Genomic DNA, 19,172 nt, shown 5'->3' with positions numbered 1-19,172 from the left:
GAGGTGGGCCGGTCAGGCGTTGAAGACGGCCTCGGAGCGGTCCCGGTTTTCGTGCAGGTCCCAGTAGAGAGGGGCGATCTCCTCGGACGTGGCCGTTGGGAAGCCTTCCGGGCCGCCGTCGCCGATCCACACGTTGATGGCCACGTGGGCGGCGTGTACACCGCTGCCGGCCAGTTCCTTGTTCAGGTTGATGACCCAGTTGCGCAGGGCCGCGCCGGCCGCGTTGACGTTGCCGAGCATGGGGACGGGGTCCACCGAACCACCCCCGCTGGTGAACAGCAGGGTGCCGGAGCCTGCCTCACGCATCGCGGGCAGCACCGTGCGGGCGGCGGCGACGGCGCCGTAGAAGACGTACTCGATCTGCGGCTGCAGGTTGTCCGCAGTGACCTCCGAGGGGGCGGCCAGGGTGACGCCGGGCACCGGGGAGTGCGGGGCCGGTGAGTACTCCAGTACGTCGATGCCGCCGAAGCGGGCCTTCACGGCGTCCAGGGCCGCGGTCAGGGAGGGTCGGTCCAGGACATCGGCGGCGAACGCCTCCGCGGTGATGCCTTCCTTGCCGAGGTGGCCGACCAGCGTCTGAAGCTTCTCCTTGGTGCGGGAGATCAGGGCGACGTCGAAGCCGCGGCTGCCGAAGGCGCGGGCGATGGCCAGGCCCATACCGGGGCCGGCGCCGACGATGGCGATAGTGGGCATGGTGGTTTCTCTTCCGTTGGACGTGGGTCAGGAGCAGGAGACGGTGATCTTGCCCGGGGTGCCGGCGCCGAAGGCGGCGAACGCCTCCGTGGCCTGGTCCAGCGGGAAGGTGGCCGTGACCGGCACACGCAGGGCACCAGAGGCGACCTGCTCGGCCAGCGAGGTCAGGGTCTTCGGACCAGGGGCGGCCATGATCGTGTGGACGGTGACGTCGTGCCCCTTGACGTCGTCCTGGGCCAGGCCGGTGGCGGAGGCGAGCTGTCCGCCCGGCCGCAGCAGGGCGGCCAGCGCCGCGCCGTCGCCCGCCAGATGCAGCACCACGTCCACACCCTCCGGGGCGATCGCGCGGACCTGCGCCTCAAGGTCGGCGGTGAAGTCGACCACGTGGATCTCCGTGCCGGTCAGGCCGGTGACGAAGTCGGTCTGCGTGCCGGGGCGGGCGGTCGCGATCACCTTCGCACCGCGGGCGGCGGCGAGCTGCACCGCCAGCGCACCCACGCCGCCGGCGGCACCTGAGATCAGCACCGTCTCGCCCTCGGTCAGGGCCACCGCGTCCAGGCTCACCACGGCAGTCAGCCCGGCAACGCCCAGCGCGCCCGCGTCCCCCACCGTCAGACCCGCGGGGATGCGGGCGACGCCGTGTCCGGCGGGCACGGTGACGTACTGGGCCAGCGACCCGGCGCCCAGGTAGGGCTTCAACACGACACCGAAGACCGCGTCGCCGACCGCGAAGCCGTCCACACCCTCACCGAGTGCCTCGACGGTGCCCGCGAAGTCCCCGCCGAGGACCAGCGGGAACCGGTGCTCCATGAACCCCTGCGTGTAGCCGGCGGCGGTGGCGATGTCGATGCCGTTCAGCGAGGCGGCGGCCACCTTGACCAGGAGTTCCCCGACCCCCGGGCTTGGCGTGTCCACGTCGATCACGACCGGGGAGGAGGGGACGGATTCGAGCGCGACAGCACGCATGACAACACCCTTTCAATTAAGTGGGCCAGGCGTCCCACTTTCACTGCCCTCACCGTACAACAGAAGCGGTCCTACCGTTCCACTTGGGTAGAGTGGGGGGATGACCTCGCCACCTTCCGACCAGACGCCGGGCCTGCAGCCCGGCGCAGGCCTGCGCGTCGACGCCGAACGCAACCGCTGCCGCATCCTGGCCGCCGCCCGCCGCCTCTACGCCGCCGAAGGGCTCGGTGTCTCCATGGCGTCCGTCGCCCGCGAGGCCGGCGTAGGCAAAGCCACGCTCGGCCGGCGCTTCGCCACCCGGGATGAACTCGTCAACGCGGTCTTCGCCGACCGCATGGACGCCTACGTCGACGCCGTCACCGAGGCGCTCGCCGACCCCGACCCCTGGCACGGCTTCGCCGGCTACCTCCACGCCGTCTGCGCCATGCAGGCCGCCGACCGCGGCTTCGCCGACGTCCTGACCATGACCTTCCCGACCGCGAAAGCGCTGGAGGCCCGCCGCGCCGAGGCGTACGACCGGCTGCTCGAACTCATCACGCGTGCCAAGGACACCGGGCACCTGCGCGAGGACTTCACCCACCAGGACGTCGTCATCCTGCTCATCGCCAACGCGGGAGTCGTCACCGCCACCGGCGACGCCGCCCCCGACACCTGGCGTCGCCTCGTCGGCCACATGATCCGCTCCTTCGCCGCGCCCGGCGCACCGATCCCCCCGCTGCCCGAAGCACCGGCACCCGCCGCCCTCTACCGCGCCATGGTCCGCCTTTCACAAACCCGCCCGGACACCGCCTGAGGTGGCGTCCTTGACCGAGATCCGCCTGGCGGCTGCCCTTGGATGCAGGCCGTGGGCGACTGCCGCAGCGGTGGTGCGGCTCCACCGCCACCCGGTCGCCCGGGCCGACAGCGGTGACACCGTCGCCCACCTCGGCGACGGTGCCGCAGAATTCGTGCCCCAGGACGATCGGAGCCGCCACGCCGGACTCCGGGTCCGGGTCCGGGTCCGGGTCCGGGTCCGGGTCCGGGTCGCCCACAGGAATGGCGTGTGGCCCATCGGTTTACTCGTGCAGGTCACTGCCGCAGATCCCGCAGCAGGCGACCTCGATCGTCACCTCGCCAGGGCCGCGTGGTGTCACCTGCACGTCTTCTACGGCGGTCTCGATCGGTCGGGGTGCGCCGCGACTCAGCGGAACAGGGAGTTGACGCAGCCGGCGCCGATCCCGGCCTTCTCGTAGCGCTCGCGGCACATCTTGATGTGGTCGTGCATGTCGAAGAAGCCATCGGGCTCGCCGTTCTCGTCCAGCCAGATGAGCGGGCCCTTGACGATGAAGAACGCCTTCATCGGCTCGGCGCTGTCGTAGGCGACCAGAGCGTGCCCCTCACCCGGGGCCTCGTAAACGAAATCACCTGCGGTCGCCGTCCAGGGCCGCTCCAGGTAGCCCCACTTGCCGGAGATCGCGCATGCGAACACTCGTGCGGTGGCAGTGCCGGGCGAGTGGCGGCAGGCCGCCGGCGGTGAGCCGATCGAGCCGCCACTCGTCGCACAGGTCACCCCCCTGACGGGGGAGACACCGTGCCGCGTGCGGAGTGCGACAGCAGCTTGGTCACCAGCTCGCGCAGAATCAGCTGCTCGGTCACCGTGAGCGGTTGCATGAGGTCGGCGGTGATCTGCGGGACGTGCGCGGCGAGGGCTCGTTCCAGCAGCTCCCGTGCCTTCGGAGTGGCCTCGACGAAGGCGGCCCGGCGATCGGTCGGGTGAGGGTGGCGCGTCAGCAGCCCGGCCCCCTCCATGCGGGCTGTCAGCCGGGTCAGTCCGCCGGAGGTGAAAGACAGGTCCTCGGCCAGGCGGGCACTGGTGGTTCGGCCCTCCGGATGACGAGCCAGGCGCAGCAGGACCTCGAATTCGGTACCGCCGAGTCCGGAGGCCTCGCGGATCGCTCGCTCGGCGCGGCCACCGAACGCGTCCGTCAGCCGCAGGACATCGCCGTAGAGGAGGACCGCCGCGTCGTTCAGCAAGGCATCCATAAAGCTGACACTACAGCAATATTCTCCCATCCTTCGGCTGTCGATTCCCTGTCGGACAAGGGAGATGTGTAGCTTGAAGTTTGAAATAAAGCTTCCGTGGAAGCTGATTCACGTCCACCGCATCACATCGAAGGGAACGGACATGGAGCTCGGACGACGGCAGGTGCTCGTCACAGGTTCACTCGCGGCCGCCGGAGTCGCACTCGGTGCCGGCACGGGACACGCCGCGTCCGGAGGAGAGGAGACCAGGACCCTGCGGCAGCTGTACCGCGAGGCACAGGCGGAAGGCGGCACCCTCACCGTCTACGCGGGTGGTGACACCGCCAACCAGCAGGACGGCAACAAGGCGGCGTTCGAGAAGGCGTTCCCCGGCATCAGGCTGAACATCGTCGTGGACTACAGCAAGTTCCATGACTCCCGCATCGACAACCAGCTCGCGACCGGCACCCTTGTCCCGGATGTCGTACAGCTGCAGACCCTGCAGGACTTCTCGCGCTGGAAGAAGGACGGGGTTCTCCGCCCCTACAAGCCGGCCGGCTTCTCCCGCGTGCACCCGGCGTTCAAGGACCCCGACGGCGCCTGGACCGGCATCTTCGTCGACGCCTTCTCCACCATCTACAACGTCGACAAGGCCGGACCCAACCCGCCCGCCACGGCGCGCGATCTCCTCGACCCGCGGTGGAAGGGAAAGCTGGTCTCGACCTACCCGAACGACGACGACGCCGTCCTGTATCTCTACAAGCTCATCGTCGACAAGTACGGCTGGGACTGGCTGCGGCGGTTCGTCGCCCAGGACGTGGCCTGGGTGCGCGGCACTCAGGAGCCCGCCGACCGGGTCGAGGCCGGTACCGCGGCCGTCGCTCTCGGCACGGACGGACTGCTCACCCCGACCGCGGGGGTGAAGACCCGCTTCGTGGTGCCGAGGCACGACCCCTTCATGGCATGGGCCCAGCGGGCAGCCATCTTCAAGGGGGCGAAGCACCCGGCCGCGGCCAGGCTCTACCTGAACTGGTGGCTGTCGAAACAGGTCCAGTCCGACTTCTACATGTGGTCGGTGCGTACAGACGTGGCCCCGCGCCCGGGCTACCGCCCCATCTGGGACTACCCCAACGCCCACCTGGACGGTTTCGTAGGGTTCATGGACGACCGGTCCGGGGCGGAACGCTTCCGGCAGCAACTGACGCTCTACGTGGGTGAGGTCGCCGGAGCGCCGTCCCCTGGCTGGCTGGGTCTGCACCCGGGCCGCCCGTAGTCGGGACCCAGATCGAGCCGACGCGCCTCTGGGCAAGGCAGCACCCGCTGCGCGCCGTCCACCCGGAGGTGTCAAGGGCTTCGGGGAGAGGGACGACGGTCCGGGTGCCGCCGTCGGGCGCGTTGGTGAATCGGAGCCGGGTACCGATGACCTTCGCCTGGTCGACGAGGAGGTGGCTCGGCCGGCGTGGGTCGGTGCGGACCAGGGCTTCGGTACCCGCGTCATCGACGACGTGCAGGCCGGCCGGGAAGTCGGTGCGGCCAGGGCCTGTTCGGCCAGCAGACGCAAGGACTGGTCGGACAGGTCCGCTTCCTCGATGCCGGTATCGAGACGAGAGTTCTCCGGCAGGTTGTCGGTCAGGGAGCAGAGGGTTCGCACACTCTCACGCACCAGCTCGGTGATCCGGCCCTCGGGCAGGTTCTCGGCCGCGGTGAAGAGCCGCATCAAAGGGGTGTGCAGCTCATGGGCGACGTCGGCGGTGAACTGCATGGCGTCCGGGGTCCCGTCCCCCGCCCACTCGGCGATGGTCCAGCAGTTCTTGCGCGGCAGGTCCGACAACAGGCCGAGTACCGACTTCCGGGCCCGGCGTCGGGATTCGACCCGTGTGAAGCGTCCCGCTGTCCGGCTCATCAGGCCCTCGAACGCCTCCTGCAGGCAGGCAGGGTCTACGCTGTGACCTGCGGCCGCCGCATGATCGTTTGTCTTCGCACACCGATGATCAACGGTGGCCACACCCGTCTCCACACCGCGTCAGGTCGCGCAGCGTGTGCCTGCCGTCCTGTGTATCGGAGGGCTTGTGCAACGTGGCGAAGTCTGGTGGGTCCAGTTCGACGAGCGGAGGTTGGTCGTACTCCTGTCAGGAGACGACGCGTCCGGGTTCCAGGTGATGCAGGTCGTCGCTCCGGCCGGCGTCGACATCAGCGCTCTGGGCATCGAGGTGACGGTCGGCGCTGATGAAGGGCTGCCGCTAGAAGGCGTGCTGCGGCTCGCGTTCCCGCGTCCAGGCTTCACCCCGTGCACGTGGCTGACCACCGTGTCCCGGGACGACCTGGTAGAGCGGGCGGCCGTCCTGTCCTCCAGGAAGCTCAGCGAGATCGACGATGCCCTCCGACTCGCCGAGTAAGCACAGGAGCGGACCCCGGTAACGACCGCGAAGTACCCGTACTAGGACCCATGGGTTGTCGGGTAGTTGGGGTAACTCATCGGGGGACCAGTACGCAACGACTCCCGAACAACCAGCCTGCCCACAGCCCTCAGGAGTCACCCAAAGACGCATAGAGCAACGAGGACGAGGCACCGGACCTCACTACAGGCGGCTCCTTTGAGGCAAGTTCCGCACGCACGGCAGCAGTGATCTCGTCGTCAGCAACGGCATCCAGGATCCGACCTGCCTCTTTCGACGCCAAGCCCGCACACTTCCCTCTCTTCACTTCACTTCACTTCTCTTCGTCTCCCATTCCAACCCCACGACGGCGCTGCTTCGGCTGGTCGCAGTGACTCTGCGCAGGCGGGGCGTGTGAACAAACCAGGCGACCGCGCTCAGCGGCCGGGTAAGGCCGTACGGCAGGATGAGGGCATGACGAATCGCGGTGTGCGCTGGCTGGTTGAGTCCGATTGGCACTTCAGCGTGACCTTCGCCCGCGGGATCACGCCGGAGGAACTGGCCGTGCGGCTCGGCGCCGCGCCCGGTGGCGCGAGCCCGTCGGCGACCGCGGACGAGGCCGTCGGGCTGCTCACCGATGCGGACATCGGCGTCGCACGGATCGGGGAGGCGGAGGGTTGGGCGTTCGCCGCCGAATACGGGGAGGCCCCCGGGACGAGGCACGACGTCCTCAGACGTGTTGCGCGCGGCGGTGTCGAGGCGGTGAATCTCGACCCCCAGGCGTTCCACCCGCCGCCCATGTTCTCGTACGCCGCGGACGGCGAACTGCTGTGCTCCTTCGGGCTCGGCGAGGAGCGGCTGCGCTGGGGATCCCGGCCGGATCTTCTCCAGGAGGAGCTTGAAGCGGCCGGCGTCGTTCTTCCGTCGGGCGAACTGCTCAAGGTGAGCAACGCACGGCACAGTCAGCGGATCGCCATGACACTGGGCGCGATCGAGAGGCACTTCGGGATGTCGCTGCCCCGCGAACTGCTGGAGGACGACAGGCTTCCGCTGGTGACGGTCAGCGGAAGCCCTGTCCTCGACTCACTGGGCGACTAGGGGTTGGTGCGCTGGAACGTGCAAGTGGTGTCCGCCGAAGTGCAGTGGTCGAACCCGGGCGTGGCCAGCCAGAACGGGTCGTCGCCCAGCATGCGGTTGTACCAGACGAAGCCTCCGGTACGACCGAACGGCGCCATCGCGCCGGTGTTCTGGCCCAACGGGATGCCGGCCCGGCCGCACTTCTCCGACCAGGTGGGCAAGGCGTAGTTGTCGTCCCAGTACAACGTCCAGGTGGTGTCGTTCAGCGGCGCGGCGTAGTACTGCGCGCACTGGTCGCCGGAGGTGACTCCGTTGACCGGCACGCCGCCGCTCTCGTTCGTCGTCGCGAACGCGTACTCGTCGCAGCTGACGTCGGGAGTCTCCGAGCGTCCCACCCAGCTGTCGGGGCACACCACGTCCCGGTTGTCGGTCTGGCCGTCCCTCAGGTAGTGCAGCGGCGTGTTGTGCGCCCTGCTGCCGAAGTGGTTGCTGTTCTTCTCCTTCATGAGCCAGTAGTAGGCGCCGGCCGCCGGATAGCGGTCCGTGTTCACGGTGTAGGTCGGCGTGTAGGAGGGGAAGACGCATCCGGCGTTCGCGGCACCCTTGGTCATGTCGTCGCAGCGCACGTCCAGATCCCCGATGGTGTTGCCGAGGTCGGCCTCGCCCGAGGCCTCCGGGAGTTCGGAGATACGGCCGGTGATGCCCCACCCGAGGGTGATCTCTTCCTTGCCGGTGCCGTTCCACAGGGTCTGGAAGGTCACGTCGGTGGCGTGGCTGTCCTCCGGGCCGGCCCAGGTCAGGGAGCCGTCCGTCACCTGTGGGGACTGGGTGCAGTCGGAGCAGGTCGATGCCGCGTTCCAGCCGAGGGTCACCGCTCCCAGGGTGGGGTCGATCTCGGTGGGGACGAGGGACAGGCTCTGGTCGAACTCCCCGATGTTGTTGTAGAGCTTGATCTCCTGTTGCATCGCGAAATGCGCGGTGCCGACCACCTTCTCGTCGACCAAGAAGATCACGTCGAGCGGGGACACGGCCTTCAGACAGGCGTCCGTACGGGTGTACCAGTCGTGGCCTGCGGTGCGGGTGTCGCACCAGGGGACGAGCGGGGTGGCGTCGGCCGCGGCCAGTGCCTTGGCCGTCTGCTTGCCGAGAGAGGACGTACGTGACTGCGTCTTGCCGATGTGCACGCAGATCTCGCCACCGCTCGTCCGCGTGGGGGAACACGTCGTGCCGGCCACGTCGGGCGCCGCACTGCTCAGGGAGGTCGCGGCCGACGTCAGCCCGGTGTTTCGGTGGGCCTCCTCGACGTCGCCCGCCCAACTGGGCATCGGTGCCTCGTCGTCGGCGTTGGGGAAGATGATGCTCGGCATGTCGCTGTAGTCGCCGGGCACGAACGCGACAGCGCCGTAGGCGACGTCCTTGTCGGCGGCTCCGTCCGCCGTGGAGTTGGTCAGCTGTACGCGCGGAGCCTGGTTCTTGAAGTTGAAGGCGCCGAGGGAGACCCATGAGTTGGCGTTGGCGCCCTGGTCGACGGTCCTGGTCACCGTGCCGACCGGGGTGATGATCTTGTACGTGGCGTTCGCGACCTGCGCCCCGGTGTCCGGGATGTGTACGTAGACCTTGGCCTGACCACCGGAGACGGCCGAGGACAGCTGCCAGTCGCCGAGGACGGTCATACGGCCCCCGTCGCCGCCGAGATGGCCGGCGTCGCGCGCGTGGGTGTACCAGAAGTGGCCGCCGTAGCCGCCGCCGATCTGGTGCAGGTCGGCTTTCGCGTCGTACTGCCCGAGCCCTGGTCCTGTCGCGTTCGGATCCGGATAGAAGGTGAACTGGAACGAGCCGTCGGTACTTGTCGTTCCGCAGTCGCTCCAGGTGTTGGTGCCCGCGGGCACGGACTCGACGATCCTCGCGCCCGCGGGCGCGCCTGAGCAGACGGGGGTTCCGTACTGCAGGCGGGTGCCACGGCCAGGTTCGCTGATCAGGGTCTGGTACTTGATGTTCTCGAAGCCGCAGCTGGTGGCGCAGTCGGACTTCCAGGTGACGTTGGACTCGTGCCACCAGTACTGGGCGTAGCAGGCCGCGTCGGGGCAGTTCGGCGGGTTGGCCGTGTCGCAGTCGTTCGCGGTGTTGCAGAACGCGTCGAGCGGCGGTGTGGCGTGGGCCCGGTGGAATTTCGCACTGGCCGGATCGACGACCGTCCCGGTGGTGCCGTTCCAGTAGGCGGGGCGGAAGCCCGCGGAGGCGAAGCCGGACTCGCCCGGCCAGTCCTGCCGGCCGGAGGTGGCGTAGGAGTGGCCGGTGTCGATGGACCAGGCCGCCCAGCCCATCACCTTCTCCTCGTACGGCCAGTTCTGCGGGTGGGCGGCGTCCTGGGCGGCCAGCGGGTCGAGGTCCGTGTTCATGAAGGCCAGCCGGGCGGCGGGATAGACGGGGTTGGCGGGGTTGTTGTACCAGCCGAGGCCCCAGTTGCCGTTCGCTGCCTCGTCCGCCTTGGCATTGAAGCCGAGGTTGTAGTTCCACACGGCGGTGAACCAGTTCTCGGGCTTGGCCGGGTCGTCGTTGTTCACGGCGATCGTCTGGCCGGACTCGTGCACCTCGTTCCATTTGTCGGCGAGGATGTAGAGCGACGCGGCGATGTTGGTGGTGTAGTCGATGGCGACCGCGCGCTGCGTGCTCTCCGGGAGCGAGGTTTCGCCGTCCTTCTCGTGCCCCGCGAGCCGCATGCCGTCGGTGACCTGGCCGACACCGTAACCGCAGTCGGACTTGTCCCAGTTGATGGTCCAGAAGTCGGCGAGGGAGCCGCCGGACTGATGGCCGTAGAAGCCGTCGACCGCCGCGAGCGGGCTGCCCATCTGGCCGGGGATGGCCCCGGATTCGGCCTGCCACAGGTTGGACTCCTGGGCGAGGATGCCCAGTTGGACCTGGGCGGGTATACGTCCGCCGCCGGTCAGCGCGGGTTTCGGGAACAGGCCCTGGGGATCGATCGTGGAGATCCCGGTCTGCGACCGCCAGCCGCCCTGTGTGAGGTAGCCCGATCGCAGATTGCCCTGGACGGCCATGTCCACGGCCCACTCGACCTGGTTGGGGGTCGGCTGCAGGGCCTGGGTGCCGACGTCGTTGCGCGGCACGGAACACCAACGGTCGTTGTCGACCGGGTCGTTGGCGTTGGAGGCGACCGCCGTGGCGAGCATGCTCGTCGTCGACAGTTGCGGCCTGGCGGATCCGGTGAGCACCGGTGACGGCCTGCCGCCCGCGGTGCTGCCGGGCGCGGTGACCTTCTGGTCCGTGTGCCTGCCCGTGCCCGGAACGGTGCCGGTGATGGTCAGGTCGTGGTTGGTACCGCCCGTCGTCGTCTCGGCCGCCGGTTCCCTGGTGCCGGTACCGGTGCCGGTGAAGCCGCGGCCGGCGTTCTTGATGTTGTCGACGCCCGCCTGCACGGCCGGCGAGACGGCCGGGTCGACGGCCAGGCGTCCACGGGTGGAGAGGTCCGCGTCGGGTGAGACGCTCAACTGCCTGATCCCGCTGGCCGCGAAGCCCTTGCCGCGGCTCGCCGTCCCGGTGAGGTAGACGGTGCCGTCCGTGCCCTGGCGCAGGTTCATCGCCGCGAGCCTGCCGGTCGCGACGGTCGTCTTCCTGCCTTGGGCGTACGTCTGTACGTTCGCGGCGGTGTCGCCCGTGCGGTCGATGAAGGCGACGGTGCCGTCGCCGCTCACCCGGATGCCGTACGGGGCGTGCTTCGTGCCGGTGAGCCGGGTCGTCCTGCCCTTGCGGTCGACGTGGACGAGCCGGTTCCCGGCGGCGGCTATCGCACCGTCCTTCGTCGGCACGGCCGAGGTGATCTCACCCGTCGCGGTGGTGTCCGAGGCGGTTGCGCCGGCCGTGTCGACCGTGACCAGGCGGGTCCTGGCGTCGCGCAGGGCGGTGAACAGGGCGGTGTGCGTCGCGGTGTTGCACGTCGGGTCGAAGTAGGCCAGCGAGGCGGTGAAGGGCAGCTTGGTGACGCTGCCGTCGTCGAGGTTCACGACTGCCGTGAACGCGCCACCCATCAGCAGGTCGGGCTTGTTGGTGAAGGTCCGGGGCGCATAGACGACGGCCGCGTGGTGGTCGTCCATGACGCACTGGTTGCCGATCCAGGTGTCGGCCCGAAGCTGGGGCTCGCTGAGGACGGCGGCCGTCCGCCAGGCGTACGCGTTCTTGCTGTCGGCGACGAGCAGGTGCAGCCCGTCACTGTCGGCGACGGCGGTCACTGCCCGGTCGGCGGAGGTCTTCCATCCCTTGCCCAGCGTGGTGTCCGGGGCCCTGACGGCGCCCTTGGGAGTCGTGGACGCGGGTTTGGGTGCGGTGGCGGCTCCGGGGCTGCCGGAATTCGCGGTGGCGGCCTGGGCCGGTACGAGCCCTGCCAGTGCGGCGGTGACGGCGAAGACCGTCAGCACGGTCCGTCTGTGACGGCTTGTCATTTCTTTCCCCCTGCTTCTCAACATCAGTGGCGCGGACGACGACGTTCGAGTGGGGAGACCAGCGAGAAGTCCCTGGTGCGGGCGCGGTCGGTAATGCCGTACCGCAGGGCAAGTCGGAGTCGTCGGCCGTCGGATCGGCCGCAGGCGGCGCTGAACGTAACAGGCCTGTGTGTGCTGCACCGAAGTGGGCGGAGGCAAGGTTCAAGGCGTAGTCGTAGACGCTTCAAGCCATGGCAAGAATTCTCGGAACGGGACGTCCCGGGAGCAGTTCGAGCGGGCATTTCGGAGCCTTTTGACCTGAACGTTCGCGGTGCGAGCGGAACGTGATGCACCTTCTCGGCCATCTCCGGACTTTCCCAAGTCATGGCAGAAGAAGCGGGCGAACGGTGAGGAACCCGGTGGGGGCGATTCGACCAGATACGCACAACTGGGGGCAGCCCGCTGCACGTGGGGGTGTGGTGATCAACAGGTCAGCTGTGGCCGGAAGTTGTCGGAGCCACCCGCGAGTGTCCTGCCCGCGGTGTCTCCTCTGCCAGGCGCAGAAGGTCGAGGAGGGCGAGCCGGGACGAGACCTCGAGTGTGCGGTAGATGCGGGACAGGTGTGTCTCGACGGTGCGCGGGCCGAGGAAGAGCCGCTCGGCGATCTTGCGGGTACGCCGTCCCGCCACCGCAACCCGGTACCCCAGGGGTCTGGCCGCGCGGATCCAGGCGGTCGCCACCGTTCCCGGTTACCGCCGCCGCGGCCATACCAAGGCCGAGTTGACCACGCTGCTCGCGCACCTGGAAGGAGACGGCGTGACACTGTACGAGCTGCACGCGTCCGACGACTCCGTCCCGCTGTACGCTGCGCTCGGTTTCACAAGCGACCCCGCCCTGATGCGGATGACCCGGCTCCCGCCCTTAGCGCACGCGACCGCGCACGGGATCTGACCGGCGCTGATCCCGAGTGCCGCAGAGAAGCGAGCCACCACACCAGGCTGTGGGGGGGAACAGACCCTCACCGTCGCACTCGACCGCCTCGACGCCCCGACCCGCACCCCCCAGAAGGAGCCACCACGCCGTGAACGACAATGCCTGGGACACCATCGATCAACTCGCCCGCCTCTTCAACGAACACGACACCGCGCTCGGCCTGGGCCAAGCGGAGCAGTGGAGCCTGCAAGTCCTCAAGATTGCCGAGGAGACCGGGGAAGCAGCCCAAGCCGTCATCGGAGCCCGCGGCACCAACCCCCGTAAAGGGTCCGTGCCATGGGCCGCCGCGCACGCGGAAGTCGCGGATGTAGTCATCACGGCGCTGGTCGCGCTGGCGCGCATGCGCCCTGACGACGCGCCGGAATACCTCGACCGGCATCTGGCCGCCAAGTCGGCGAAGTTCCTTTCCCTCGGTCCCGCAGCGGTCCCGGCTCCGCCGGAGCCGGCATGAGCAACGGCCGGTCGACGCCGCGGTGAGCACCAGGCCTCGGACGAGTGCGGAACCGCCTGGACGAAGCAGAAGGAGCTTGTTCGTGACGGCGTCCGATGAGCCACTCCCCCATACCGCCGGGTCCTCCCTCGCCGTGCTCTGAAGGCTGTCCCGTGCACTCCGCGTACACGGCCGGTGGCCCGTCCCCGCGAGAAGGGCAGAGACGGGCCACCGGATACGGGGAGCGGCGGTCAGGAACATGCCTCCTCGGGTATCAGGTAGTTGGGGGCGCCCCTTGTACGTCGGGTAGTGCGAGTCGCAACCATCGGTATTGAAGTTGTGGATCACGTCTCGGATTCGGTCCGCGCTGGTGAACGTCACTTCGGCGATCTTCGCCACGGACATGCCCCGCGCGGACAGCAGCACCATCTGGGCCCGTCGCCAGGTCACCACCGATCCCGTGCCCCCGCGGATGATCGCAGCAGGCTCCGGCCCTCGTCGCCATCTATCTCACGCACGCGCACCCGTTCGGCCATGCGCACATCCTGGTCGTCAAGTCAGCATCGCCGACCACCGTCTCGCGCGGCACGCTCCCTCCGGGGGCGCTGGACGGCGATGATGACGAGTCATGACGATCGTGTTCCGGGTGCCCGCCGGTGGTGCGGAGCGGGTGGGGTTCGCCTACTCGCCGACGATGGAAGCCGTACTGAGCCTGCATGTGCTCGTGGAGCCCAAGCACCACCCCGTCCAGCACGGCTGGGTACGTGCGATGCGCAAGCTGTCGCCTGCCCTGAAGCGGGAGATCGAGGCGTTCTCCTACGCGGTGCGCTCGTACTTTCCCGAGTTCCTCTTTCCGCGGCCGACCGGCGGGCTCGCGGACTTCGGCAGCGAGCTGGCCAGCCTGCGCACAGCGGACCCGGAGCTGGTCCGGCTGGAGTTCGCCGTCCCGCTGCTCTCGCCGTGGCGCGGCGGCGGCGGCGGCGGCGGCGGCGGCGGCGAGGGCAGGGATCCACACGCGTTGCGGGAACCGGACGTACGCGCCCTGCTCCGGGAGCGTGTCACACGTGAGAGCGACGAAGCGATGGCCGCAATGCTCCTCGACGACCCCCGCGCACTCCTCGAAAGGTTCCTGAGCATGCTGGAACGCTACTGGCGGGAAGCGTTCGAGGAGGAATGGGCCCGGATCGAACCGGAACTGGCCGCCGGAGTGAGCGAGGCCGGACACCAGATCGAACAGCGCGGACTGTACGGCATGCTCCGCGGCCTGTGGCCGGAGGTGCGCATCGACCGGCAGGCCGAACGCTTCTGGCTGGAGCGCCCGCACGACCACGAGGTCGCCATCGGCCCGGACGACACCCTCCTGCTCGCCCCCAGCACATATGTGTGGCCGCACGTACGGGTCAACTGCGACGGCCCCTGGCCCCTCGGGCTCGTCTTTCCCGTCTCGTCGATCGCCCGGGAGGCCCGCCCCAGGATTCCTCCCGCACAGCTCGTCGGCATGCTCCGCGCGCTCGCCGACGACACCCGCCTGCGCGCCCTCCGGCTGATCGCCGAACGCCCGCGCAGCACCCAGGAGTTGGCCCCGCTCGTCGGCGTCAGTGAGGCCGCCCTGTCCAAGCACCTGCGCGTCCTCGCGGACGCGGGCCTGCTCGAACGCCGCCGTGAGGGCTACTACGTCCTGTACCGGCTGCTGCCCGGGCAGGTGGCGGGTCTCGCTCCCAGCCTGGAGAGCTTTCTGCACACCACCGACCCTGTTGATTAGCCATCTGCCTAATAAGTGGATCAGGTGTCCGAGGAGATCCGACAGTGGCGGCATGTCACTGCTCCGGGACCGCAATTTCCTGCTTCTCTTCGTCGGCCAGGCCGTCTCACGCTTCGGCGACGGCCTGTACACCGCCGCGACCGCCTGGCTGGCCTGGTCGCTGACGAAGGACCCGACGGCCGTCGCCGTGGTGAGCGTGGCCGCGTTCGCGCCCGCGTTCCTGGCCACGTTCGTGTCCGCCTCGTACGCCGACCGTTACGACCGCCGCAAGCTGATGATCGCCTCCGATCTGGCCCGGGTCGCCGTAGTGGCGGTAGCCGCGGTGCTGCTGTCCCTCGGCCTGCTGAACCTGTCCCTGCTCGTGGCGACCACGGCGCTGCTGGCCCTGATCGGCGCCCCGTTCGCCCCGGCCCGCAACGCCATCGTCACGCAGATCGTCCCGGCCGGCCGTCTGCAACAGGCCAACGGGCTGCTGCAAGTCGCCTTCCGGGCCGCCTTCTTCGTCGGCCCGCTCATGCTCGCGCCGCTGCTGGCCTACGGCTCCATGCGGGCGGCGCTGGTGGTCAACGGACTGACCTTCCTGGGCTCGGCGGGCGCCGTGGCCGCCATCCGCGTGACCCGTCCCGTCCTGGCCGCAGGGCAGGTGGGGCTGTGGGCCGATCTCGCCGCCGGGCTCAGGGCCGTTCGGGCCGCTCCCGACGTGCTCGTGGTCATCGTGACCTTCGTGCTCGCCCTCGCTCTGACCAGCGGTTTCCTCACGGTGGGGCTGGTCGCCGTCGTCGGGCAGGGCGGCCGCTACGGCCTGCTGCTGGGCCTCGCCGGGGTCGCCGAAGTGGCGGGGGCACTCCTGCTGGCCGGCCTGCGGATGCGCAGACTCGCCCTCGCGGCGGTGCTGGCCTGGGCCCTGCTCGGACTCTTCCGTGCGCCGCTCGGAATCGTCACCTCCACAGCCGGGGCCGCGGTGCTCCTGATCGCCACCGGGCTGGCCTCGGCCCTCACGGACATCCCGCTGATCGCGCTGGTGCAGCAGCGCATACCGAGCCACCATCTGGCGAAGGCGTTGGGTCTGTGGGAGGCCGGAGTGGCGGGAGCCCTGGCCGTTTCCCCCTTCGTGGCCTCGACCACCATCGCACTCACCGGAGTCCAGGACGCCTTCCTCCTCTCGGGCGCCGCCCTCGTCGTTCTGGCCATGACCGCCGCGCTCACCCTGGCCCGCACAGCCAGAGCACAGCGGCCCCGGCAGTCGCGCATCAGCGTCCCGCCTGGTTCCCAGGCCGAACAACCGGCAGTCACGCCGGAGTCCGCCCCGTGACCGACCCCCTGCTGTCCTCCAACCAGCCCCGATTCCGGACGGCCCGCCGTGAGCGAGGCTCACCGCACCAGTCGTGAGCCGCCCGCGCTGGACCCGACTTCCGCGCCGCCGCCTTTTCTTGTGCATGCGAAGACGGTGCCGCCGTGCGACTTCGCGACATCCCGCACGATGGCCAGGCCGAGGCCAGAGCCCGCCCGACCTCCTGGCAGACCCGCACACCCCCTGCCGTCAGCAGTTTCCGGATCACGGTGCCGGGGACAGGACCGGCCTGGGCCTGACGATCGCGGCCGGCCAGACACGCCTCCTGGGCACCCACCTGACCGTCACCGCCCTCACCAAGCGGCCGGTGACACCGCTGGGGTTTCGTCGCCGAGTTCTTGGCCCTGCTTACCCTGGACGCCCTCCCCCGCGGGGAGGGCGGCCCGACCAGCTCGCCATCGTGGGCTCCGGTCCACAAGGTGACGCAGGTGGGAAAACAGGCCGAACAACGTCCGCGGGCCGCCGACGTGAGCGCCGTGGTCGGCGTGGACGCCGGCTTCGAAGGACGTAGTGGGCATCGTTCGTCGTTCCCGACTCGGGCAAGCACCGACCGCTAATCATGCTCGGACAAGCGGATCTCACTGCTCCGAGGCGTCTGCCAGGTCGACGGAGGGCTCTTGTCCACGCTGGAAGGCACGGCCGAAGTGTTGGCCCGAACTGCCGACGGACAGGAGGTCCGGGCGTTTGGCCACGCGACCGTCTCCGGAGGATCGCCCACGCGCGCGCCGACCGATCCAGGGACCTAGGAATCCGGCGACCCAGCGCACCTCGGCTGACGCGGCACGCACGAAGCGTGCCCGACCAACAGGCAGGACGGGCAACGGGTGCGTCCAGGAGTCGTCGGTGTCCGGCAGGTTGAGCGAGTGAGCGAGCGCCGCCGCGATCCGCTCGTGGCCGAGTGGGCTCGAGTGGAGGCGGTCCTGACTCCACAGGCGTGGATCCGTGGCCACCGGATAGAGGGTGACGTCGGCGACAACGACACCATGCCGGTGCGCCGCCGCGCGAACACGGTGGTTCAGCGCCTCAAGACGCGGCCGGAGCGGACGGGCCAGTGGAGTGACGCGCGCGATGTCGGGAAAGGTGAGCGTCGCCACGCGCGCCCCCTGGCCGGTGAGCGCGGCGAACATCGCCTCCAGATGCGCGGCCACCTCATCCGGATCGAAGCGGGGGCGCAGCATGTCGTTCACTCCGGCCACGACCGTCGCGAAGTCCGGCCGCAGCGCGAGCGCCGCGGGCAACTGCTCCGCGTGGACCTGCCCGGCCAGACGGCCCCGAACGGCGAGGTTGGCGTACCGGAGCTGCGGGCTGTGGCGAGCCAGGTGCTCGGCGAGCCGGTCGGCCCACCCGCGCAGGCCTGTCGGATCGTCGCCGTCGCCGACCCCTTCGGTGTGACTGTCACCCAGGGCCACGAAGCGCAGATAGCGGGTCTCAGTGCCTGACATGAGCGGCTGGCTCCTTATTGCGATCACCGGAAGAGCCCTCACTCTAGTCAATTTTTTGATTAATGGTCTTGGCGCGCTGGTCGAGCCTGCGCAACGCCATGTCGCCCCACTGGAGGTTCTCCCGCTCGAACGACATCCCGCGCAGCAGGGTGAGGTACGGGCCGATACGCTCGGCCTCGGCGAAGTACGCCTCCTCTGAGCGGCCGCCCAGCAGCCGTTGCCGGATACGCTCGTAGTGGGCCAGCTTGGCCGTGGCCCATTCCATGCGTTCGACGACGGCGGCGCGCACCGCCTCGGCATCGCCGGCGTCCGCGCACTGCACCCTGACCAGCAGCTCGTCCCTGATGACCGCAGGCCGACCCGGCGGCTCGCCAGTGTATGCGCGCACCGCCTCCCGCCCAGCCTCCGTCAGGGAGAACAGTCGTTTGTTGGGACGACGCACTTGCTCGACGAGGCGAGCCGTGACCAGCCCCTCGACCTCCATACGCTCCAGCTCCCGATAGAGCTGCTGAGGCGTCGCCGTCCAGAAGTTCGCAACCGTCGCGTCGAAGCCTTTTGCGAGGTCGTAACCGGACGCCTCGCCCTCCAGCAGCGCGGCCATCACCGCGTTCCGCAATGCCATGGGAGCAAGGTACGGCCCAGCGAGTGTTCAGTGGTGAGCGCTCCCGAAGCGCCAGACCCTCGACAAGCACCGGAGTCGCCTCTACCCTCCTCTAACTATATGCAACTTGTTGAGTATGGAGATTGATCATGCACCCCTTCCGCGAGGCCGTCGAGAACGGTGACCTGGACGCCGTGGCCACCCTTCTGGCCGACGACGTCGTCTTCACCAGCCCGGTCGCCTTCAAGCCGTACCCGGGCAAGGCGATCACCACCGCGATCCTGCGCGCTGTGACACAGGTCTTCGAGAACTTCACCTACGTCCGGGAGATCGCGAACCCCGATGGCCGCGACCACGCGTTCGTCTTCACCGCGAGCGTCGCCGGAAAGAAGCTCCAGGGCTGCGACTTCCTGCACTTCGACGAGGACGGGAAGATAGACGAATTCACGGTGATGGTGCGCCCGCTGTCGGCCGCCCACGCGCTGTCCGAGGCCATGGGCGCCCAGTTCGAGAAGATCGCCCTGGAGGCCGCCGAGCAGTGAGTCCGACGACCGACGCCGTGGTCATCGGCGCGGGAACCCCTTACTGAACGCCGCCACCCGCCAGCATGCGGGACGACGCACATCCTGGTGAGGCGTCACAACATCCCCTGCGGCTGTGCCACGTCCTTCGGCGCGTGCGCTTCGAGTTCGAGACGGCGCTGCACCAGTTGTCCGTGATCGAGCCGTCCTGCACACGCTCACGGCATCGGGGGTAGGCCGCAGACCTAGAAAGCGGCGCGGCTCCCGTCGCGGACGCCGTGCGGCAAGGATGCCGGGTCATGACGATCGTGTTCCGGGTCCCTGCCGACGGGTCCCTGCCGACGGTTCGGAGCGGGCGGGGTTCGTCGGCAGCAGCGCACGGCCCCTGCCCCCGCAGCAGCACAGGGCCGCACAGCGCCACTGGTGTGGTGCTGTCGCTGGTTCGGGTGGTGGGCTGAGTCAGCATGCACAGGGATTGGCGGGTCCGGTCCTCGGTGCACCTTTCGGCGACGAACAGGGCTTACGGG

General features: G+C 69.2%; 18 protein-coding genes and 3 pseudogenes. 10 read left to right on the top strand and 11 right to left on the bottom strand.

Annotation, left to right across the window (positions count from 1 at the left end; translation table 11 throughout):
• Window positions 1–12: 12 nt before the first annotated feature.
• Both STRTUCAR8_RS42080 and STRTUCAR8_RS42075 read right to left on the bottom strand, forming a co-directional pair.
• Window positions 13–693: an SDR family NAD(P)-dependent oxidoreductase gene (locus STRTUCAR8_RS42080; protein ID WP_006382511.1), complete on the bottom strand. Its 681-nt coding sequence runs from the start codon at window positions 691–693 to the stop codon at window positions 13–15.
• 27 nt (window positions 694–720) lie between these two features.
• The gene (locus tag STRTUCAR8_RS42075) at window positions 721–1,659 is read right to left on the bottom strand and encodes an NADP-dependent oxidoreductase (RefSeq protein WP_006382508.1); all 939 of its coding nucleotides are present in this window, start codon (window positions 1,657–1,659) and stop codon (window positions 721–723) included.
• A gap of 100 nt (window positions 1,660–1,759) precedes the next feature.
• Here STRTUCAR8_RS42075 and STRTUCAR8_RS42070 point away from each other — a divergent pair, with 100 nt between their 5' ends.
• Window positions 1,760–2,452: a TetR/AcrR family transcriptional regulator gene (locus STRTUCAR8_RS42070; protein WP_006382513.1), complete on the top strand. Its 693-nt coding sequence runs from the start codon at window positions 1,760–1,762 to the stop codon at window positions 2,450–2,452.
• A gap of 34 nt (window positions 2,453–2,486) precedes the next feature.
• Here STRTUCAR8_RS42070 and STRTUCAR8_RS55305 read toward each other — a convergent pair.
• From STRTUCAR8_RS55305 to STRTUCAR8_RS42060, 3 genes and pseudogenes are all read right to left on the bottom strand, one after another.
• Window positions 2,487–2,633: pseudogene (locus tag STRTUCAR8_RS55305) on the bottom strand (alcohol dehydrogenase catalytic domain-containing protein); the annotation flags it as partial.
• A 206-nt stretch (window positions 2,634–2,839) separates the two neighbouring features.
• A complete protein-coding gene (locus STRTUCAR8_RS42065) occupies window positions 2,840–3,208 on the bottom strand; it encodes a cupin domain-containing protein (protein ID WP_006382503.1) in 369 nt (122 codons plus the stop codon).
• Window positions 3,205–3,681 carry a MarR family winged helix-turn-helix transcriptional regulator gene (locus tag STRTUCAR8_RS42060; RefSeq protein ID WP_006382515.1) on the bottom strand — a complete coding sequence of 159 codons (477 nt, stop codon included), beginning with the start codon at window positions 3,679–3,681 and terminating at the stop codon, window positions 3,205–3,207. The genes STRTUCAR8_RS42065 and STRTUCAR8_RS42060 overlap by 4 nt, the downstream gene beginning before the upstream one ends.
• A gap of 142 nt (window positions 3,682–3,823) precedes the next feature.
• Here STRTUCAR8_RS42060 and STRTUCAR8_RS42055 point away from each other — a divergent pair, with 142 nt between their 5' ends.
• Entirely contained in the window at window positions 3,824–4,933 is a 1,110-nt protein-coding gene (locus tag STRTUCAR8_RS42055; RefSeq protein WP_006382519.1) for an ABC transporter substrate-binding protein, read from the top strand.
• 483 nt (window positions 4,934–5,416) lie between these two features.
• Here the strand turns inward: STRTUCAR8_RS42055 and STRTUCAR8_RS52025 are convergent.
• Window positions 5,417–5,563 (bottom strand): annotated as a pseudogene (locus STRTUCAR8_RS52025) (IS701 family transposase); the annotation flags it as partial.
• 166 nt (window positions 5,564–5,729) lie between these two features.
• On the opposite strand from STRTUCAR8_RS52025, the gene STRTUCAR8_RS42045 reads away from it, so the two are divergent.
• Together STRTUCAR8_RS42045 and STRTUCAR8_RS42040 are read left to right on the top strand one after the other, a co-directional pair.
• Entirely contained in the window at window positions 5,730–6,056 is a 327-nt protein-coding gene (locus tag STRTUCAR8_RS42045) for a type II toxin-antitoxin system PemK/MazF family toxin (protein WP_044473820.1), read from the top strand.
• Between the two features lie 453 nt (window positions 6,057–6,509).
• Entirely contained in the window at window positions 6,510–7,133 is a 624-nt protein-coding gene (locus tag STRTUCAR8_RS42040; RefSeq protein ID WP_006382501.1) for a DUF6461 domain-containing protein, read from the top strand.
• Here STRTUCAR8_RS42040 and STRTUCAR8_RS42035 read toward each other — a convergent pair.
• Window positions 7,130–11,566: a golvesin C-terminal-like domain-containing protein gene (locus tag STRTUCAR8_RS42035; protein ID WP_006382510.1), complete on the bottom strand. Its 4,437-nt coding sequence runs from the start codon at window positions 11,564–11,566 to the stop codon at window positions 7,130–7,132. The genes STRTUCAR8_RS42040 and STRTUCAR8_RS42035 overlap by 4 nt on opposite strands.
• 470 nt (window positions 11,567–12,036) lie before the next feature.
• Complete coding sequence (locus tag STRTUCAR8_RS42030; RefSeq protein WP_006382507.1) at window positions 12,037–12,234, bottom strand: LuxR C-terminal-related transcriptional regulator; 198 nt, start codon at window positions 12,232–12,234, stop codon at window positions 12,037–12,039.
• On the opposite strand from STRTUCAR8_RS42030, the gene STRTUCAR8_RS53015 reads away from it, so the two are divergent.
• Together STRTUCAR8_RS53015 and STRTUCAR8_RS42020 are read left to right on the top strand one after the other, a co-directional pair.
• On the top strand, window positions 12,155–12,496 hold the full coding sequence (locus STRTUCAR8_RS53015; RefSeq protein ID WP_107117875.1) for a GNAT family N-acetyltransferase: 342 nt from the start codon (window positions 12,155–12,157) through the stop codon (window positions 12,494–12,496). The two genes, STRTUCAR8_RS42030 and STRTUCAR8_RS53015, sit on opposite strands and share 80 nt — an antisense overlap.
• A 130-nt stretch (window positions 12,497–12,626) precedes the next feature.
• The gene (locus tag STRTUCAR8_RS42020) at window positions 12,627–12,989 is read left to right on the top strand and encodes a MazG-like family protein (protein WP_006382514.1); all 363 of its coding nucleotides are present in this window, start codon (window positions 12,627–12,629) and stop codon (window positions 12,987–12,989) included.
• A gap of 246 nt (window positions 12,990–13,235) precedes the next feature.
• Here the strand turns inward: STRTUCAR8_RS42020 and STRTUCAR8_RS55490 are convergent.
• Window positions 13,236–13,504, bottom strand: a pseudogene (locus STRTUCAR8_RS55490) (helix-turn-helix domain-containing protein); the annotation flags it as partial.
• A 92-nt stretch (window positions 13,505–13,596) separates the two neighbouring features.
• On the opposite strand from STRTUCAR8_RS55490, the gene STRTUCAR8_RS42015 reads away from it, so the two are divergent.
• From STRTUCAR8_RS42015 to STRTUCAR8_RS55300, 3 genes are all read left to right on the top strand, one after another.
• A complete protein-coding gene (locus STRTUCAR8_RS42015; RefSeq protein ID WP_006382505.1) occupies window positions 13,597–14,730 on the top strand; it encodes an ArsR/SmtB family transcription factor in 1,134 nt (377 codons plus the stop codon).
• Between the two features lie 52 nt (window positions 14,731–14,782).
• Entirely contained in the window at window positions 14,783–16,042 is a 1,260-nt protein-coding gene (locus tag STRTUCAR8_RS42010) for an MFS transporter (protein ID WP_006382506.1), read from the top strand.
• A 143-nt stretch (window positions 16,043–16,185) separates the two neighbouring features.
• Window positions 16,186–16,320: a hypothetical protein gene (locus STRTUCAR8_RS55300; RefSeq protein WP_277814668.1), complete on the top strand. Its 135-nt coding sequence runs from the start codon at window positions 16,186–16,188 to the stop codon at window positions 16,318–16,320.
• A 339-nt stretch (window positions 16,321–16,659) separates the two neighbouring features.
• Here the strand turns inward: STRTUCAR8_RS55300 and STRTUCAR8_RS42005 are convergent, their stop codons facing one another.
• On the bottom strand, window positions 16,660–17,523 hold the full coding sequence (locus STRTUCAR8_RS42005) for an SGNH/GDSL hydrolase family protein (RefSeq protein WP_006382512.1): 864 nt from the start codon (window positions 17,521–17,523) through the stop codon (window positions 16,660–16,662).
• A 43-nt stretch (window positions 17,524–17,566) separates the two neighbouring features.
• Window positions 17,567–18,145: a PadR family transcriptional regulator gene (locus STRTUCAR8_RS42000; RefSeq protein WP_006382518.1), complete on the bottom strand. Its 579-nt coding sequence runs from the start codon at window positions 18,143–18,145 to the stop codon at window positions 17,567–17,569.
• A gap of 128 nt (window positions 18,146–18,273) precedes the next feature.
• Here STRTUCAR8_RS42000 and STRTUCAR8_RS41995 point away from each other — a divergent pair, with 128 nt between their 5' ends.
• Window positions 18,274–18,666, top strand: a complete 393-nt coding sequence (locus STRTUCAR8_RS41995; RefSeq protein WP_006382517.1) for a nuclear transport factor 2 family protein — start codon at window positions 18,274–18,276, stop codon at window positions 18,664–18,666.
• Window positions 18,667–19,172: the final 506 nt, after the last annotated feature.

It is taken from the genome of Streptomyces turgidiscabies Car8 (genome assembly GCF_000331005.1).
GTDB classification, from domain to species: domain Bacteria; phylum Actinomycetota; class Actinomycetes; order Streptomycetales; family Streptomycetaceae; genus Streptomyces; species Streptomyces turgidiscabies.
The sequence above is the reverse complement of the archived record's forward strand: the minus strand, read 5'-3'. Positions and strand labels throughout refer to the sequence as shown.

Bases quoted from the DNA above. Each gene is read 5' to 3' on its own strand.
- STRTUCAR8_RS42080 (WP_006382511.1), bottom strand. From the start codon at position 693: ATGCCCACTATCGCCATCGTCGGCGCCGGCCCCGGTATGGGCCTGGCC.
- STRTUCAR8_RS42075 (WP_006382508.1), bottom strand. From the start codon at position 1,659: ATGCGTGCTGTCGCGCTCGAATCCGTCCCCTCCTCCCCGGTCGTGATC.
- STRTUCAR8_RS42070 (WP_006382513.1), top strand. From the start codon at position 1,760: ATGACCTCGCCACCTTCCGACCAGACGCCGGGCCTGCAGCCCGGCGCA.
- STRTUCAR8_RS42060 (WP_006382515.1), bottom strand. From the start codon at position 3,681: ATGGATGCCTTGCTGAACGACGCGGCGGTCCTCCTCTACGGCGATGTC.
- STRTUCAR8_RS42055 (WP_006382519.1), top strand. From the start codon at position 3,824: ATGGAGCTCGGACGACGGCAGGTGCTCGTCACAGGTTCACTCGCGGCC.
- STRTUCAR8_RS42040 (WP_006382501.1), top strand. From the start codon at position 6,510: ATGACGAATCGCGGTGTGCGCTGGCTGGTTGAGTCCGATTGGCACTTC.
- STRTUCAR8_RS42035 (WP_006382510.1), bottom strand. From the start codon at position 11,566: ATGACAAGCCGTCACAGACGGACCGTGCTGACGGTCTTCGCCGTCACC.
- STRTUCAR8_RS53015 (WP_107117875.1), top strand. From the start codon at position 12,155: ATGCGGGACAGGTGTGTCTCGACGGTGCGCGGGCCGAGGAAGAGCCGC.
- STRTUCAR8_RS42015 (WP_006382505.1), top strand. From the start codon at position 13,597: ATGACGATCGTGTTCCGGGTGCCCGCCGGTGGTGCGGAGCGGGTGGGG.
- STRTUCAR8_RS42010 (WP_006382506.1), top strand. From the start codon at position 14,783: ATGTCACTGCTCCGGGACCGCAATTTCCTGCTTCTCTTCGTCGGCCAG.
- STRTUCAR8_RS42005 (WP_006382512.1), bottom strand. From the start codon at position 17,523: ATGTCAGGCACTGAGACCCGCTATCTGCGCTTCGTGGCCCTGGGTGAC.
- STRTUCAR8_RS42000 (WP_006382518.1), bottom strand. From the start codon at position 18,145: ATGGCATTGCGGAACGCGGTGATGGCCGCGCTGCTGGAGGGCGAGGCG.
- STRTUCAR8_RS41995 (WP_006382517.1), top strand. From the start codon at position 18,274: ATGCACCCCTTCCGCGAGGCCGTCGAGAACGGTGACCTGGACGCCGTG.